Source organism: Alteromonas sp. V450 (assembly GCF_001885075.1).
In the GTDB taxonomy this organism is placed as follows: Bacteria; Pseudomonadota; Gammaproteobacteria; order Enterobacterales; family Alteromonadaceae; genus Alteromonas.
The window spans coordinates 2,803,090-2,820,090 of sequence record NZ_MODU01000004.1; the positions used below are offsets into that span (position 1 = coordinate 2,803,090).

The 17,001-nt window shown below is 41.0% G+C and carries 12 protein-coding genes; 6 read left to right on the forward strand and 6 right to left on the reverse strand.

Annotated elements, in window-relative coordinates; genetic code table 11:
• Positions 1 to 41 precede the first annotated feature (41 nt).
• The 3 genes from gmd to BK026_RS12205 are packed head-to-tail and all read left to right on the forward strand — an operon-like array spanning position 42 to position 3,189.
• Entirely contained in the window at positions 42 to 1,076 is a 1,035-nt protein-coding gene (gmd, locus tag BK026_RS12195) for a GDP-mannose 4,6-dehydratase (RefSeq protein ID WP_071816088.1), read from the forward strand.
• A gap of 1 nt (position 1,077) precedes the next feature.
• A complete protein-coding gene (locus BK026_RS12200) occupies positions 1,078 to 1,992 on the forward strand; it encodes a GDP-mannose 4,6-dehydratase (protein WP_071816089.1) in 915 nt (304 codons plus the stop codon).
• A gap of 9 nt (positions 1,993 to 2,001) precedes the next feature.
• Positions 2,002 to 3,189 carry a glycosyltransferase family 1 protein gene (locus tag BK026_RS12205; RefSeq protein ID WP_071816090.1) on the forward strand — a complete coding sequence of 396 codons (1,188 nt, stop codon included), beginning with the start codon at positions 2,002 to 2,004 and terminating at the stop codon, positions 3,187 to 3,189.
• Between the two features lie 101 nt (positions 3,190 to 3,290).
• On the opposite strand, the gene BK026_RS12210 is transcribed toward BK026_RS12205, so the two are convergent.
• Entirely contained in the window at positions 3,291 to 4,184 is an 894-nt protein-coding gene (locus BK026_RS12210) for a hypothetical protein (protein WP_071816091.1), read from the reverse strand.
• 423 nt (positions 4,185 to 4,607) lie between these two features.
• On the opposite strand from BK026_RS12210, the gene BK026_RS12215 reads away from it, so the two are divergent.
• Positions 4,608 to 5,156, forward strand: coding sequence for an antiterminator Q family protein (locus tag BK026_RS12215; RefSeq protein ID WP_071816092.1), 549 nt, complete (start codon positions 4,608 to 4,610; stop codon positions 5,154 to 5,156).
• 267 nt (positions 5,157 to 5,423) lie between these two features.
• Here BK026_RS12215 and BK026_RS12220 read toward each other — a convergent pair whose 3' ends face one another.
• From BK026_RS12220 to BK026_RS12230, 3 genes are all read right to left on the reverse strand, one after another.
• Entirely contained in the window at positions 5,424 to 5,960 is a 537-nt protein-coding gene (locus BK026_RS12220; protein WP_071816093.1) for a hypothetical protein, read from the reverse strand.
• A gap of 185 nt (positions 5,961 to 6,145) precedes the next feature.
• Entirely contained in the window at positions 6,146 to 6,676 is a 531-nt protein-coding gene (locus BK026_RS12225; RefSeq protein ID WP_071816094.1) for a hypothetical protein, read from the reverse strand.
• A 545-nt stretch (positions 6,677 to 7,221) separates the two neighbouring features.
• Positions 7,222 to 8,184, reverse strand: coding sequence for a GDP-L-fucose synthase (locus tag BK026_RS12230; RefSeq protein ID WP_071816095.1), 963 nt, complete (start codon positions 8,182 to 8,184; stop codon positions 7,222 to 7,224).
• A 355-nt stretch (positions 8,185 to 8,539) separates the two neighbouring features.
• Here BK026_RS12230 and BK026_RS12235 point away from each other — a divergent pair, with 355 nt between their 5' ends.
• Entirely contained in the window at positions 8,540 to 13,066 is a 4,527-nt protein-coding gene (locus BK026_RS12235; protein WP_071816096.1) for a Calx-beta domain-containing protein, read from the forward strand.
• A 65-nt stretch (positions 13,067 to 13,131) separates the two neighbouring features.
• Here the strand turns inward: BK026_RS12235 and BK026_RS12240 are convergent, their stop codons facing one another.
• Positions 13,132 to 15,123, reverse strand: coding sequence for an immunoglobulin-like domain-containing protein (locus BK026_RS12240; protein ID WP_177247911.1), 1,992 nt, complete (start codon positions 15,121 to 15,123; stop codon positions 13,132 to 13,134).
• 135 nt (positions 15,124 to 15,258) lie between these two features.
• On the reverse strand, positions 15,259 to 16,311 hold the full coding sequence (locus tag BK026_RS12245; RefSeq protein ID WP_071816098.1) for a hypothetical protein: 1,053 nt from the start codon (positions 16,309 to 16,311) through the stop codon (positions 15,259 to 15,261).
• Positions 16,312 to 16,603: 292 nt separating this feature from the next.
• Between BK026_RS12245 and BK026_RS12250 the strand changes: the two genes are divergently transcribed.
• Positions 16,604 to 16,975, forward strand: coding sequence for a hypothetical protein (locus BK026_RS12250; protein WP_071816099.1), 372 nt, complete (start codon positions 16,604 to 16,606; stop codon positions 16,973 to 16,975).
• Positions 16,976 to 17,001 lie beyond the last annotated feature (26 nt).

The following is a 17,001-nucleotide window of genomic DNA, read 5'->3' on the forward strand; positions in this document are numbered from 1 at the left end:
CATTATTAACAAGATAAAAATTTCGGCGGCAAGAGAAACAAATGAAAACAGCAGTTATTACTGGTATTACAGGGCAGGATGCAGCCTACCTAGCTGAGTTATTACTTGATAAAGGATATACCGTATACGGTACATACAGAAGAACCAGTTCCGTAAACTTTTGGCGTATTGAAGAGCTGAATATACAGCATCATGAAAACCTTCATTTAGTTGAATACGACCTAACTGATTTATCTTCAAGTATTCGACTACTGCAAACGACAAACGCAGACGAAGTGTACAATCTTGCCGCGCAAAGCTTTGTAGGCGTTTCATTCGATCAGCCTATTACCACTGCAGAAATTACTGGTGTAGGTGCAGTAAACCTTCTAGAAGCAATTCGCATTGTGAACCCCAACATCAAGTTTTATCAAGCTTCTACGTCTGAGATGTTTGGTAAGGTTCAGGAAATACCACAGCGCGAAAGCACGCCTTTTTACCCTAGAAGCCCATATGGGGTAGCGAAACTGTATGCTCATTGGATGGTGGTCAATTACAGAGAGTCGTACAATATTTTTGCAACGAGCGGCATTTTGTTTAACCACGAATCCCCCCTTCGCGGCAGAGAGTTTGTAACCCGAAAAATAACCGACTCGGTAGCTAAAATAAAACTAGGTAAGCTGGATGTATTAGAGCTAGGCAATATGGATGCAAAACGAGACTGGGGCTTTGCTAAAGACTATGTAGAAGGCATGTGGCTAATGTTACAAGCAGACAAACCTGATACGTATGTTTTAGCCACCAACCGCACAGAAACCGTAAGAGATTTTGTGTCGATGGCGTTTAAAGCCGCCGATATTGAAATACAGTGGCAAGGTAGCGGTGAGCAAGAGGTTGCAATTGAAAAGACAACCGGCAAAACGTTGGTTCGTGTAAACCCGAAATACTATCGTCCAGCAGAAGTAGACCTTCTTATTGGTGATGCGCAAAAAGCACACGATGAATTAGGCTGGAAAGCTACCACAACGTTAGAAGCCCTTTGTAGCATGATGGTTGAAGCTGACCTTAAGCGTAACGAATCAGGTTTTTCTTTTTAATATGTCGCGCTCAATACTAATAACCGGTGCGTCAGGTTTTACCGGTAAGCATTTTATTACACAAGCAAAAAAAATGGGCTTTAGCATAATTGCGCTTTCTTCTGTTGAAGAGCCAATATGCCATGCTGACCATCAGCTTACCGTTGATCTCACCGACAAAACCGCAGTTTTAGAAGCACTTGCCCCGCTAGAAATTGATTTTGTGGTGCATTTGGCTGCTATATCGTTTGTTGCCCACGGAGACACGAAAGATATTTACAATACAAACGTGGTCGGCACGGTAAATTTATTAGATGGCTTAATTGAGTTGAATAAAAAGCCTGAACGAGTTTTAGTAGCAAGTTCGGGCAACATTTACGGCAACGCGAAAACACTGCCAATTAATGAGGCAATGCCGTTTTCACCAGCTAACGACTATGCCGTTTCAAAATGCGCAATGGAGCTGGCTGTTTCACTAAGGCAAAACGCACTTTCCTGCATAATTGTAAGGCCGTTTAACTATACCGGTGTTGGGCAGTCTAGCCACTTTCTGGTACCAAAAATAGTAAATGCATTTAAAGCCAAGCAGCCAGTTATTGAGTTGGGCAACCTGGATGTAGAGCGAGATATCAGCGACGTTAGAGATGTAGTGAAATACTATTTAGCGTTGCTTTGCACTGCTTTGCCAGACAACCAGCAGCCTGTTGTTAATATTTGCTCGGGTCAATCGATAAGCCTCTTAGCAATAATTGAGAAGCTTCAAGCGCTTACAAACCATACAATTGAAGTACAAACCAATCCTAAGTTTGTTAGAGATAACGAGGTTAAAAAACTATTTGGTGATAATAGTAAACTAAAGTCGCTTTTAGGGCATGGTCCTAGTTATCAAATAGAAGATACATTAACCTGGATGTTAAACGCCCCTACTCCTAAATAAGATGTCATCATGAAATTAATACTAGGGGCAGACCCTTTACTTATGCCGCTAACCGGCATAGGTCATTACACAAAAAACCTTGCCAAAGCGATTGTTAAACGCAAAGCGGTAGAGTCGGTTGACTTTTATGCTCATGGTCACTTTTTTGACCCAGATGCTTTACTTAACCCTGAAACATTAAGTACGACCAAAGAGCTAGATAATCCCCCTCCCCCCAAAAAAAGCGTACTTCAAAAAATACGAGAAGAAGCCGCGAAAATAGAAGTTATCGTAAAGGTTTATGGGCTGATTTCGGTTTATTTAGATAGACTAAGACTCAATAGTAAAGCGTCGCCACGCACACTGTTTCATTCACCCAATTTCACATTGCCGGCGTTTAAAGGTAAGTGCGTAGTAACAATCCACGATTTGTCTACGGTTCGTTTTCCTCAATATCACCCAAGCGCACGAGTGGCGTACATCAATAGCCAGATTAAAAAAAGTGTAAAATACGCCGCACATATTGTTACCGATAGTGAATTTATTAAAGCCGAGCTAATAGAGAGATATAACCTTTCGCACGACTTCGTTACGGCCATACACCTAGGCGTAGATGAAAACTATAAACGCAGAGATGAACAAGAAGTAATAGATACACTTAACGAGCACGGCCTACACTACAAACAGTATTTCTTATTTGTTTCTACGATAGAGCCGCGCAAAAATATTGTAAGCATTCTTGATGCCTATGAAGCTTATTACGAAAACACCGCTTCGCCTCAACCTTTAGTGCTTGTAGGAGGGAATGGCTGGCACAATGAAGATATCATGCAGCGCATAAATCTTCTTAAAGGAAAGGGAGTAATGTACCTAGGCTATGTTTCTCAAACGCAGATCCCTGAGCTTTTCTCTGGCGCCCAGTCGCTTGTTTTTCCGTCTATTTATGAAGGCTTTGGACTGCCGGTAATAGAAGCACAGGCGTCGGGCGTGCCTGTATTAACCTCTAAAAATAGTTCTATGTCTGAAGTGGTTGATAAATATGATGTTGAGGTTGACCCATTAGACGTTGAAGATATTTATCGCGGTCTTCAGAAAATTTCCCGCATCACCATACCCGACACTTATAGCTATAAAAGACGAACGTGGGAAGACGTTGCAGATGATTATCTCTCTCTTTATAAGAGGGTGTTGAATAAGCCATCTACTATCAACCAATAGGGTTTCAAAGGGCACTTACATACCGTTCAAGGCGTATGCACTTATTGTTTATCGTCGACCTAAAGCCACACCGTGTGGCTTTAGGCAACGAAACAATTAAGCTACAGTAATATGTCGAGAATAATTATTACAGAAACTACAACCAGGGCTTTACCGGTGTTGTTAGCATTCCAAACGGTCTTCGTGTAACCCAAAATATAACTTACGCCATTTTTCAAAGCACCATAAACGCCATCGGCTCCCGAGCTGGCATCTTTCTTTTCAGCCGCTTTCTTCACCTGCTCAATGCCGCTTGAAAACCCACTAACTGCAGAATTTGCGTCATGTTCGTTCAAGGCTGCTTTAATCTGAGCAAATTGAATATTCATATGTTCAATTGAAGCTTCAAACTTATTGCCAGTTTGTTGAGACCAAGACTTTGCTTTTTCTTTTAATTTTTCGGTGTCTCGCAATTCTTCATGAGACAGAGCTGGACCATTGCGCTTTTCCAAACCTTTGAACAAAGAAACAATCATCATGATTAAACTTGCTGCATAAAGGTAAGCACCAATACCCAAAAATTGTAACGTCTGCTGTATACCATCGGCACTTGTTAAATCTATTCCCATCATCCGCAACATATCACTAGCCTGAGATGCTTCACTCACTAAGTCATACAAATTCATTCCAACCACAATAAGGATTAAACATACAATGGCTTTTGCAGCTTGAGGAAAAACGCCCGTGGTAGCAGTCACTACGCCAATGGTTATGTAGAACAACATAAATACCATTTGTCCCCCAGACATCATCTCTGCCACACTGGAACTCGACGTTTCACCAAAGAGCGAAATAACAATAAATGGTAAGAAGTGACTAATGAGGTAGCACAATAAAGATAGGCTTATAAACTTATTTAGGAATTTAAACCCTGTTGGCGCACTGGCGGTAGTTTGTGATTGTTGTTCGCCAGATTCAAGCTCAAGTGGGGAAAGTTCAGTTTTGGGTTCATTCATGGTTGCATCCTTGTAAAAAGTAGATAGTGATCTTGATTCCATTGCTTATAATAAACACAACTTAACCAAATAAAAAATATTAATCAGTTACTTACAAGCAATTTAGGTATATAAAAATATTGATAGGTATGGCCGACAAGACGGTTAACGTAGAACCACTTTGGTGATTGCCTTCCATAGAGAGTTGGTAGTTACAAATACAGTAGCTTGTGACGTTTTATAAACATGCAAAAAATGCTTTGAGCTGAACGTGCATAGCATGTAAGCTCATTTATAAGCCTTTATTAATATACTATACCGACGCGAAATTGCTAACTTTCTAGTGAAACGACTTACAAAGTTCGTGGCTGTGGAAAAAGTTACAGAACGTTGGTCAAAAGAAATGCCTACAAAAAACTAGCACTGTAATAAGTAGTAAACGATATGGACATCATAGATTTGTTGAACAAGTGGCAAAACAACTGCAAACGAAGTGAAGAAACACTAAAGATTCTAATTTATGACCATCTTAAAAAAATTTGTAAAACTCACCTACAGTCACACAGAACACAGGTTGAAGCTAGTTTTGTCGCAAACAATTTATCAACTACAACTTGCTTACTTCATCAATCACTGCTTGAACTTGTGCCCCCTAACTACACAATTGAGCACAAAGCGCAGTTCAATCGCTATTTAAGCTTATTTGTAAGAAATCTATTGCTCGACGAAGTTAGAAAACTCAGCACTCAGAAACGTACTCCTCAGCAACTTGAAGAAACTGACGATCTCTATTCCTCCCCCGAAGCATATATCGCCATTGAGCGCGCGCTTACCAAACTCGACTCTTTACATCCTGCAAAGGCTGACATTTTCTCTCAACATTATTTTTTAGGCCTCGATACAGAGCAATTAGCACAGCAGCTGGGCATCTCTAAATCAACTGTTTATCGACAGCTAGAAACCGCTAAAGCTTTCATTAAGGTCCACAGCTAACAAACAACAATCAGGATGTTCTATGACATTTAGCGATGCATTGAGTGCTTTGAAGTACTTACTTACGTACTGAAAAGAAAAGCTAAACAGTGGCCTCGTTGCACTTAACGGGCTGCCTCCTGCCCTGCGTGACGAAGTGGCAACGTTGATAAGCCGTTATGAATGGGTGGGTGTCGCAATGGCCGTCATTCCTGAAATGGCTATACCAACACCCAAGCGTTTTAGAATAACAGTAAATGTAAACGCTCTTCACCCCTAACGAGAGCACTACAAGAATGGATTTGGCTTAAGTTTCAATTCTGAACTTAAAACCGCAGCAGCGAATTTTAAACCTGTATCGTCGTTAAGCTTCCACTCTCCGTCTTCCATCACAAAATACCACTTTTCATATATATCTGTTTCTATCTCGCTGTTTTTAGATTTTACCAATGCAGCAAATTTTATATGTACATATGCATCACCATCATCAAACGTCATCAACGAATGTTCATTGATATCTTTAATACGTAGAGTTAACTCTCTGCAGCTATTTTCATAAATAAATTCAATCTTGCCTCTTTGTGAGCTTTGCTTATTAAAGAGCTGATCCACCATTTTTCTAGACATATATGTCGTTTCAACATTTTCTTGGCAGCGACTCAGCGAATCAAAGTGTGCATTAATCAAAGGCGTAAAATGAGTATTAACAAATTCCAGTGCCTTCAAGCGTTCCGCTTCATATTCTTTTTTATAACTGTAATCCAAGTAAAAAGCGTATAGCGCAACAACCGCAATCAGTGCTGCTAGCACTTTTAATATTTTCATCAACCTTCCTTATGTTTATTTAAATGCTGTCCATTAACAACGAAGACTACTCCAACAAACCGGTGGTTTTCGCACCCTTTGCTTCTTCATTTGTTTAGATCTACAGACGAAATGAAACAGCGCCGCTTTCCGCTAATTGCTTTGTTTTGGAAAGCAGCCTTAAGATACTTTTTTATTCTAGCTATTTACTCTATTTCTATAATCCAAAAAGATGTACCAAGCCAGCCAACATAACTACCCGGTGCTAAAGGAGACTTCAGCTTGAAGTAATAACCGCTATCGGCTTGTTTTTTATCTACTTCAATGCCTTCTCCGGCAAAATAAAAAGGAGAATCTTGTTTTGCAGCACCCTTGTTTTCAAAGAGTCTCTCGCCTTTCTCAAGTTTTTTCTCCTCAAATTTATGTAGTGAAAAATACTTGAACTCGTAGTCACCTTTAATAAAAAAACCTTGAACATCGTCACTTGACAAGGTGCCGCTGGGTGCAGGGTCTAATACATAATAATACTTAGGCAAATTCAAAATCTGCGAGATACTCATCCCCCCTTTTGCGACTTGCGTTGTAGAAGCCGTAACTTCATTTAAAGACAGGTACTTGTCACCTGATGTCCAAATATACCCACCGTCGAACTCTGCTTTACTTTCACCTGGACCACCGCAAGCAGTTAGGGTAATTAGTAGCAATGCCGCAAAGCAAAAATGCATAGTTTTTTTCATTCTCAATCACCACGCCCTTTATTATTAAAGAAAAAAGTTCTGGGCGTTTGCGAACTTAACTCTTCATAGAATGCAAAGAGTGCTATTTGACGCTCAGATACACTTGTGGGTTGTTCAACTAACACTACTCGACACTTTGCACCGTTTTTTTAACGTTCGAGATAGTGACTTTACAAACACAGGTAATCGTCAGGCGAAGCACTGATATGCAAAAATACCGCACCTTTCCCCATTACCAAGCCACGTATTTGCCTTTTATTTTTCGCATTCATAGATAAAAATTTATTTAGTATGAAGAGTGGCAGTGTTAAAAAATATGAGTTTCGTTAGGGAGTGATATAGCCAAAACACCTTTTATTTTTAACTTGTGAAATGAAAAAGTGTCTGAAGATTAAAAAGAAGAATAAGCTAGTAGAAAAGTCGACCGTGCTTTGTTTTAACCATTACTATCGCTATTTGAAAGTAAGTGGAAAAATAAAAAACTAAACTCGCAAGTTGAGGTTCTTGCGAGTTCATCGTTGGCATTTTAAAAACTACAAAGCAATTTAAGGCTTATCTAAATGCTCTAGACGTTCCGTAATAAACCACTGGTATGTTTGTTGTAAACCTTTATCAAGCGGAATACCACTTTTCCAACCGAAGCTTTCAAGCTTATTTGTATTGAGCAGCTTCCGTTTTGTCCCTTCCGGTTTACTGGTATCCCAGCTAACTTCGCCTTTAAAGCCCGTCACCTCTATTATCTGATGAACGAGTTCTTTGATTGTACAGTCTTTGCCTGTACCAACATTCACATGAGCATTAACAAAGCCATCGCGGTAAAAGGTTTCTGTATCTACATTCATTAAATGAACGCAGGCTGCGGCCATATCATCTACATGCATGAACTCTCGACGAGCCTTACCCGAGCCCCACACCGACACAACGTCTACGTCGTTTAACACGGCTTCACTAAAACGTCGCAAAAGTGCAGGTAAAACGTGCGAGTTTTGCGGGTGAAAATTATCATTTGGGCCATAAAGGTTGGTTGGCATTACTGCTCTAAAATCGGTGCCATACTGCCTGTTGTAGCTCTCACATAGTTTTATACCTGCTATTTTCGCCACCGCATATGGCTCATTCGTGGGCTCAAGTAAACCTGTTAATAAAGCGTCTTCTTGCATAGGTTGGGGCGCTTCTTTAGGGTAAATACAGCTAGAGCCTAGAAACAATAATCTGCTGACGCCGTGCTCATAAGCTGCGTGAATGACATTATTTTGAACGGCGAGGTTTTCGAAGATGAACTCACCAGGATATGTCATATTGGCATAAATACCGCCTACTTTGGCAGCGGCAAGATATACTTCATCGATTTGATGTTGTTGGAAGAAGGTATTTACTGCGCTCTGATCAGTTAAGTCCAGTTCACCTCGACTTTTTGTGATTATCTTTACGTTAGCGCTGTTTTTTAAGCGCCTTGCTATGGCAGAGCCAACCATGCCATTATGCCCAGCAATGTAGATGTTCTTCATAAATTTTCTTTTTCAATTAAGACATTCAACGGTACAAAACTGCTAGCGCTTTGAAGAGATGCCTCATAACGTTATTTAATGCGTATGTTAAGTGCCGTAAAACTCACAAGTCAAACTTAAAGAAAGATCACAACACGAATAACAAAATGTTAGACAAATGTAATTTTCTTTAGGTAGTTGATACTGCCTCTTCGCTGCTAAACTCTTAACCATAACTTTGTTAAAAACCAATAGTATCAGCTTTTATTCTTTTGTATTAAAAACGATAACATACTGAAAAAACAACTCATCCTAAATTGAGGTATAGTCGTAGGTTTCAGTAACAGCTGCAGTCTATTGGTAAAGGAATACGACCATGCTAAAAATCTTAGCTACAGCGTTGGCTTTATGCGTGAGTGTGAACGCTTTAGCAGACGCTAATTTATTTGAATCTACCACAAAACTCACGAACAAGAGCGCCAGTTTGACCACTAACCGCTTGCAGGCGCAGACAACCGATCTGTTTATAGAAGCAAAGGTAGACAAAACATACCTAAAGAGCTTGAAAAAAAGCGATTCGGTTTCAATTAACCTCCCAGACACGCACGTAAACGGTAAAGTTATTAAAACCTTTACAGGCAAAGGTGGAAGCCAACATGTGGTTATTCGTTCATTCGTACATGACATCCCAGTAAATTCTGTCGTCACCCTCGGTGATAATGCTGTATACATGGAACTCGTTACTGATGAAGGTTCGTACACGGCTGCGGGCTCTGAAACGTCGTTATTGGTGTATAAACAACACGAAGTTAATGTACAGCAAGGTGTTTCATTCCACGATGACTTTTTAATACCGCCTTCTTTATCAGGAAGCCAATCGAACAAAACAGCATCGTATCTCAACAATATCGCACAAGACAACGCCTACAACAGCGCATATGAAAACCCAGCAAATACAAATTCTGCGCGAACGCCAGGTATTAGTAAGCAATTTGGCGCGTATCAACCCTCACAGGATTTCGGCGATATTGCTACTATCGGCCTTCTCATTGTTTATACCAATAATTCGTTCGATATTGTGGATGACGTTGAAGCTAAGATTGACCACTTCGTCGCCTATACGAACGAGGCATTTGAAGCATCAGGTATTTTTGCGAAAGTTGAAGTTAGAAATGTGGTGTCAGTGGATTATCCCTACAACGATGGAGGCGATGGTCTAAGAGATATTACCAATGGCATTGCACCGTTTGAAGATGTGGCCGATTTGCGAATTCAAGCAAATGCCGATGCGGTCGTATTAATTTCTCCTCAAAATGATAATGATTCCTCTGCCGGCATAGCGTGGCTTAATACACATATTAACCGTCAAAGTTACGACTTTATGTATAGCCAAGTAGACATCGACTTTGATGCCAGTGTATTCGCTCATGAACTAGGACATAACTTAGGGCTTGGACATTCAAGACAGCAAGGGAGTGTAGGCGGCGATTTTTCTTACGGCGTTGGCTATCGTATTCCAATTCCGAACGACGTTGGTTTCTCCACTATTATGTCGTATGACGTTAGAGATGCGGAACCGATTTCTTATTTTTCAAATCCGTCTTTAATGTGCGGAACTATTCCCTGCGGTGTGCCTAAAGAAGATGAAAACTTTGGTGCTGATGCGGTAAACGCCGTTAATGCTGTGAGGGATGTTGTTGCGAGCTATTCAGAGTCTATTACCCGTCTTATCCCGATTAGTGAAGCGTTGTCGCAAATCTCTGACCCAGAATTAAAAGCATGCATTGCAAATCGAGTAAACGACAATGTGATTTATGCTTCTGACGTTAACTTTATTAGTTGCAGTCAAAGAGTTGCTTCGCTTGATGGCCTTGAAAACTTCTCGTTCTTAGACACGTTATATTTGAACAGTGTTGGAACGTCTGACTTGTCGGTATTGGAGGAAATTGAAAGTTTAACCACGCTTTCTCTACGGATGAACTTACCAGCCGATTTTTCGTTTTTAGCCAACTTACCGTTGCTGCAGCGCTTCGATATTGCAGGTTTTGGTTTTGACAACGCACAGGCGCGCAATCTGGCTTCAGTCAAACGCTTACGTCAGCTTTTTATAGCGAGTGATACGCTTGACGAATTACCTGATTTAAGCGAACTCAAATTTTTAGAGTCTGTCGATTTATATGCCGATGTTAGAAGTTTAGACAGTGTGTCTGGCAATAACTTATTGCGTAAATTAACAGTATGGTCAGGTGCGTTAACATCTTTCCCTAGCAGCTTTAGCTGGCCGTTGCTCGAGGAGTTAAATATACAAAGTACACCAATTACCTCTGTCGCGGCGTTGAATGAGCTTACAAACTTAAAGCAACTAACTCTGCGCGATACTCAGGTTGCTAGCTTACAAGGTATTGAAAATAGTAAAGACTTAACGCAGCTGTATGTATCTAGTAACAATCTTTCTGACATAAGCAGTGTGTCTTCGCTGACAAACCTCGAATATTTGGATATATCAAACAACCCGATTATTGATGTTTCGCCCATTCAGGGGCTTACAGAGCTCAAGCTTTTGTATATGGAATCTATCAATACAGGGGATGTGCCAAATTTTGTAGCTGCAGAGAACATGGTCGAATTTGCAGCTGGCTCAGCTGGATACACTTCCAACTGGAATATCATTGATAGCATGGGGCCCCTTCGAACATTGCGCTTGCGAAAAGTCTCTAGCACAGATTTAGCGCTAATTGCTGAGCTGAACCAGTCGTTAACAACATTGGCCCTATCCGACGTAGAACCATCTGATTTATCCGCCCTACTTTTTCACTATCGCGTTGAAGATTTAACACTTTCTCCAGCTGTCGGAACACAGTTTTATTGTTGGCAGGCTAGCTATTTGAGAGAGCTTGTGCAGTATAGCGAAGCAGTTGGTGGTGCGTGTTCTACACAAAACGATAGTAACGATTTTGACGGTGATGGCACTTCAAACGCTGATGAGTTAGCGCTCGGTACAAACCCCACTGTGGATGATAGGCCGCCTTCAACCCTATCGTTTGACTTGAACAATGTGCGAATTTATGAAGACCCCATCAATTATGAAACGATTTACACCGCCATTGTTGAGAGGAAAGGCAATACTGCAATAGAAAGCTATGTAGATGTTGACGTTGAAGCATTGTCAGCCACATCGGGGCGCGATTTTAATGTGGATTCCAACAGATTAACTTTCACAAAAGGCAGCAGCTTCGCCCGTTTGAGAATTCGTGTGTATGATGATTTCGAATTGGAAGGTCAAGAGTCGTTTTCCATTCAATTGTCTAACCCGGTTAATGCCGAGCTAACGGGTATAACAACGTTAACCGTATCGCTTTTTGACGATAATAACGGAGATGATTTCGAATTTGATGATGACAGTGAAGCTCCATCAGTAGGCTGGAGCAATTATTATATGTCGGTAAACGAGCTAGACTCTTCCATTGATATAGTAGTAAACCGACCAGAAGGCTTAACCGGCTCGTTTTCTGTTAATGTTTCAGCATTGGCACTTACCGACAATACAGAAAGCAGTTTTGAACTCATGGACTCTGTTCTTTCTTTTGGTATCGATGACGATTTCTTACCCGTTACAGTCAAGGTAAGAGATGACAATGTTCAAACGGGCTCGAAATTCGTTAGCTTACGCCTAGAAGAGCCTCAAAATGTCATTATTCAGCCTGACTTGGCTTCACTTACCCTAGAAATAAAAGACGATGAAACTGCAGATTATGAAATGGGCTTTCAAAATAGTTTAGTGACTGTTTCTGAGGGCGTAGGCAGTGTTCCTCTTACATTGGTAAGAAGCGCGCCGTACGATGAAGATATTCCATTCTCAATTGCACAAAGAAGCTTTGGCAAAGCAGAGCTGGGGGTTGATGCAACCTTTAATGAAACAAGCTTTGTGTTTCCGGCTGGCGCAACCACATTCACGTTTGAATTAACCATTATTGACGACAACATCAGTGAGCGCCTAGAAAATTTAGAACTCATCATAGAAGGGGTTCCTAATTCTCTGATTAACGAAAATAACTTCGTTTCTGTTTATATAGAAGATAACGATGCAGAGCCTACCGGTGAAATAAGCTTCTCGACATTTGAAATGTACCTTGATGAGTCAGACGGAACGGTAGACGTTCCTTTGCGTCGCACACAAGGCACTACAGGCGTAATTGTGGTAACGGTATCACCTAACACTGGCACTGCGTCTGGCGATGACTTCTCGTTTCAAACTCAAGAGGTCACCTTTTTAGAGGGTGAAGAAAACAAAACTATACAGTTTACAATTAACGATGATGCGATTGAGGAAACAACTGAAAAGTTTACTCTGTCATTAGCAAGCGAAATACCTGGTACCATAGGATCACCAAATGTGCTTACTGTGTCAATTGACGACAACGATGAACCAATGCCAGGTGTGCTAGGCTTTTCCTCCTCAAACGTGACGGTAGGAGAAAGCACCGGCACATTAACAGTTACAGTGCGACGTACAAATGGAAGTTCTGGGGAGCTGTCGACAGAAGTCACCGCTCAGGCGGGAACGGCATCGTCAAGCGATTACTCTTTTACCCCGACAACGCTAACGTTTGCAGATGGCGAAACGCAGAAGACAGTGTCGCTACAAATCGTTGATGACACTCTAGAAGAAAATGCAGAAAGCTTTACGCTACAACTCAGTGGTTTAAATGGCACACAAATTAGTAGCAATAACACCTTAACCATAACTATATCGGCGAACGATGCATCAACCTCTTCGGGAGGTAACAATGGAAACGTATCGAACGGTGGTAGTAGCGGTGGCGGTAGCATGAGTTATTTACTAATGATGTTTATACTCACAGGGTTAATTTACCGGAGAACGTGCTATCGTCGTTCGCGATAAAGAGCGCTATATAAAAAAGGGAAGTGCATCTACACTTCCCTTTTTTTTGACCTAGTATTTTGAAGTTAGTCGTAAGAATTTATAAGGAAGTCGTGCTTCAAATAGATGCCATTAGCATTACGCCCCCCAAATACAACAAAGTTAAGCGTTTGCCAATCAGCCGGAGAAGACGATAAATTCATCCACTCGATGGGCGTGTCGAAAGCAATTTTCTCTTTCACGGGTGTATCGCTCTCTAAGCTATGATAAAGCGTAACAAACGTGTTTTGTGGATTTGCCACAAGAAGTTGTGTACCGAACGCATTTCTTGTCACTAGAATGTCTGATATTTCTGTCTCAGAGAGTACTATGTGTCTGTCAAACAAAGGCCCGTTTTCGGGATCCTCTGAAAGTAGAAAAGCGGTAAACGCGTTAGCATTTCCTTGCTCTTTCACTACCAAGCCAGATTCATTAAATACAACCACTTCGTAGTCGTTTGTGGGTAAATTGCTTAGTGTAAAAAAGTCGATAACTTCTATAGTTGCATCGGATTTTATCTGAATAGTTTTAATTTCCATTGCTTCTTGGTCGAGCACATATAAATTGCTTGCGCTTTCTCTAGAGGCAATATGACATAACCCTTCCATCGGTGAAATGAGCGTTCCATTCTCATCAACAATGCCGTCAGGAGTAATGATAAAACCGTTAAAGTAGTTGCATGCGTTAGCTGGTACCGGTTTTACTAGCGCACTCTGTACAGATGAATCTACCCCTAGTTCGTCGCTTGTTTGTAACTGAGGGATTATCACCTCGCCCTTAGATGCATCTAGCGTAAACCCCTTTTCAATTACAAGGTTATCTATTGCGGTGCCATCAAGGGCCGTAGTGCTAATACTGTCTGAATAGCTGCCATCTACAGTTTTGACAAAAGACTGAGCTGTACCATCAGGCATTAGCGATACGCCAAAGAATTCGTCATACGTTGGCGTCGCTGTCGCATAGGGTGAATTAAGGTCGTAGGCAAGCACCGCGCCTGTTTCAACGAAGGAAAAATCACTTCTTAAGAAGCCACTCTCGGGCAGTACGCCAGCATCCGATACCTCTATTTGAAAATCGTGAACATATAAGACTTCGTAAACGCCTGCGGACTGCGCTGTGAGAAACTCTAAACGCAGTGTTTGGGTTACCGTTTCGTTAACGTGTGGTAGCTGGGCGTATAACACATCGTTCGAGAATGCGATGACGTCGAGTGAAGACTTTGCATCTAATGCCAACAAATCTATATTACTTCCTCTCCATGTATTCCAGCCCTCTGGAATAGACGCGAAGTTAATAGGAAAATTCTCAGGTGAAACAAGTCTTACGGATGAAAGTGAAGTAGAGCCAGCGACTTGAATCGAAAATGCCACCAATTCAGACTCAGTAACAGACAATACATCGTTTGTTACAGCCTCGCCATTTACAAAGAGTTCAAACGCGTCTTCAGGTGCTTTAGGGTAGTCGACATGAAATTGTATTACTACTTCTTGCGCTTCATTTCCTGCACTGTCTGAAACATTATAACGAACGGCATAGGTTCCCACCGCTTGATTATTTACTGTGTCGCCACTGACCTCTATATGATCGCTTAAATCGCCATCTCGTTCATCAAAAGCAGTGATGGATATAGTGGGTATGTCGGCGCCGATTTCGAGATCATAAGTTAAGTTTGAAGGGCTTATGGATATTATCGGCGCATCGGTATCGGGCGGAAGTACGTAAATAAAAGTAACAGAAACTGCCTGTGCATTGTTGCCTGCTGCATCTTGTACATTATAGGTGACGGTGTACGTGCCTTCTGACTGATTGTCTACTGTATCCCCTGTTACAACAATGTCACTCGATATGTCGCCGTCAACGTCATCCACGGCGGTTGCTGTGATATTCGGAACGACATCTCCCACGGTAAGGTTGTAGGTTGTTGCAGCGGGCGATAGCGTAATGGTGGGTGGGGTAACGTCTGGATCACTATCGTCATTGCACCCCTGCAAAATAAATAACGCCCCACATAAAAGTATCAGGCTAATCTTTCGAACCATTTCAGTTACTCCTTTAACATTTGCGATATTGCTACTTACAAAAACGCCCTGCACACTTTTTACACTACGCAACGTAAATATAGCGGCCGTGCAAAACATCCCTATTAATTGTTTGGCCAGTATAGATGGAAATAGTCAGTTGTCCAGAAAAGCGGCAACCCTTTCAGCATTAACGTTATCGCCGGAATTTACATATGCGTCATGCAGCTCCTTATAAAGCAATTTGTCATCGTTCCAAATCGTAAGCATTTTCTTAAGTGTATTGATTAACGAAGGAAAATCTTTCGTTTCTTTATATCTCGCAGCAGTTTGTGTAAGACGTTCGTAACTAAATACTGTGTCTTCTGCTATTAAACGTTTATCAAAACCATAGAAAAAGCTATGACACTGCAGTTGTTCAAACTGGCCCCTGGCCAATGACTCTATAACTAGCGCCAAAAACTTAAACTTGATCGTAAAAAATACAGAAACCCTGCTGTATTCTGACGTTAATATGCTAGCTAAGTACTTCTCATTATATTTGTGTACTCCCCACCCTGCCGACTTCTGTTCCAAATTTATGTTTTTCTGTTTCAAGTTATACCGGCCAATTGGATCGCGGTTTAGTGATAAGTGAATTCCACAAATTGGGCGGAATGTTATTGATGCGGGCACCATGTAACCCTTTCTTTCCATTATTTGATATAGCACTTGCTCGTCATTGGTAGACAACAGATTTATATCGCTTAAATCTGGAAGTGGATAGTAGTCGCTTGCTTTACATAAATGTAAACCCGTTAACCGTTTAGGAGACATAGGGTCTTTCGTTGGACGAATCACGTTACTAAAAGGCAAAGAGTTAGCCTTCATATACGGTAAATGAACGCTTAAAATATCGTCTAAAACTAGTATATCGATATCACCAATGTAGAGATATTCTGACTGTGTAATCGGTTTATCAATGAATCTAATCGTATTAGCTAAAACGTCCGATTTGCTGTATGACGATTGCCTCACCAAAAAACGCTCGCCAAACAATGTTTTTAGCTCTTCAAGCCCACCTAAATAGCGCGACTTAAAATCTTCACAATGGTCTAGTATGACTTCAACGCACGCGCATTCGTTATAGGTTAATGCGTAGTAGATGTAGGGAATCACAAAATCTTCGTATTCTTTGTCCGCGTAAACCAAAATGAGCAGTTGAGTCAAACCATAGTCCTTTAATAAGTGTTAATAAATGTGGCACATTTCAAATGCACGTAGAAAGTATATTAATAACCAGTGCAAGGGTTTACCCTTTAAAATAGCGCACCATAGTATATCAATTAGCGAGGTTGCGTTGTGCCAAAAGTGACACCACAAATGTGCGCACGCTGAAAATTTGAATAATATTTAGCCAGAATAAATATTTTTTACTATAGTTTATCAGGCTGTATCAATTTCGGCCTTCATAAAAGATTAAGTCTTCAAAAACGGATTGCTTAAAGGAATCAAAGTGAAAATGAAAAAAGGAATTTTGTACGTTAGTACTCCACTCTTATTCTCCAGTTTTTCGTACGCAGATATTAGAGAATTTGATAACGCAGTAAATGAGTTATGTAAAAAGACGAAGGTGTGCACATCAGAGCTTATTGAGGCTGATAGTAATATTCCCCCTGAGATGAAAACGATGATGAACAGTTTCTTAGACGAGATGTGCAAAAACTATGCGCGTATTGGAGAGTATGCTGAAAATACAGATCTTATACAGAGCGCGACGGCGTGTCTTAACTCTATGGCGGCGCGTAGCTGCAATGACCTACTTAACGCAGATAATGAAACTGACGAATGCATGCAGTACGAAAAGGTAGCAAACAAATACGACAATGAGTGATGCATTATCACCCGCTACGTTTCACT

Bases quoted from the DNA above. Each gene is read 5' to 3' on its own strand.
- BK026_RS12220 (WP_071816093.1), bottom strand. From the start codon at position 5,960: ATGAAAATATTAAAAGTGCTAGCAGCACTGATTGCGGTTGTTGCGCTA.
- BK026_RS12215 (WP_071816092.1), top strand. From the start codon at position 4,608: ATGGACATCATAGATTTGTTGAACAAGTGGCAAAACAACTGCAAACGA.
- BK026_RS12200 (WP_071816089.1), top strand. From the start codon at position 1,078: ATGTCGCGCTCAATACTAATAACCGGTGCGTCAGGTTTTACCGGTAAG.
- BK026_RS12205 (WP_071816090.1), top strand. From the start codon at position 2,002: ATGAAATTAATACTAGGGGCAGACCCTTTACTTATGCCGCTAACCGGC.
- BK026_RS12240 (WP_177247911.1), bottom strand. From the start codon at position 15,123: ATGGTTCGAAAGATTAGCCTGATACTTTTATGTGGGGCGTTATTTATT.
- BK026_RS12235 (WP_071816096.1), top strand. From the start codon at position 8,540: ATGCTAAAAATCTTAGCTACAGCGTTGGCTTTATGCGTGAGTGTGAAC.
- BK026_RS12210 (WP_071816091.1), bottom strand. From the start codon at position 4,184: ATGAATGAACCCAAAACTGAACTTTCCCCACTTGAGCTTGAATCTGGC.
- gmd (WP_071816088.1), top strand. From the start codon at position 42: ATGAAAACAGCAGTTATTACTGGTATTACAGGGCAGGATGCAGCCTAC.
- BK026_RS12225 (WP_071816094.1), bottom strand. From the start codon at position 6,676: ATGAAAAAAACTATGCATTTTTGCTTTGCGGCATTGCTACTAATTACC.
- BK026_RS12230 (WP_071816095.1), bottom strand. From the start codon at position 8,184: ATGAAGAACATCTACATTGCTGGGCATAATGGCATGGTTGGCTCTGCC.
- BK026_RS12250 (WP_071816099.1), top strand. From the start codon at position 16,604: ATGAAAAAAGGAATTTTGTACGTTAGTACTCCACTCTTATTCTCCAGT.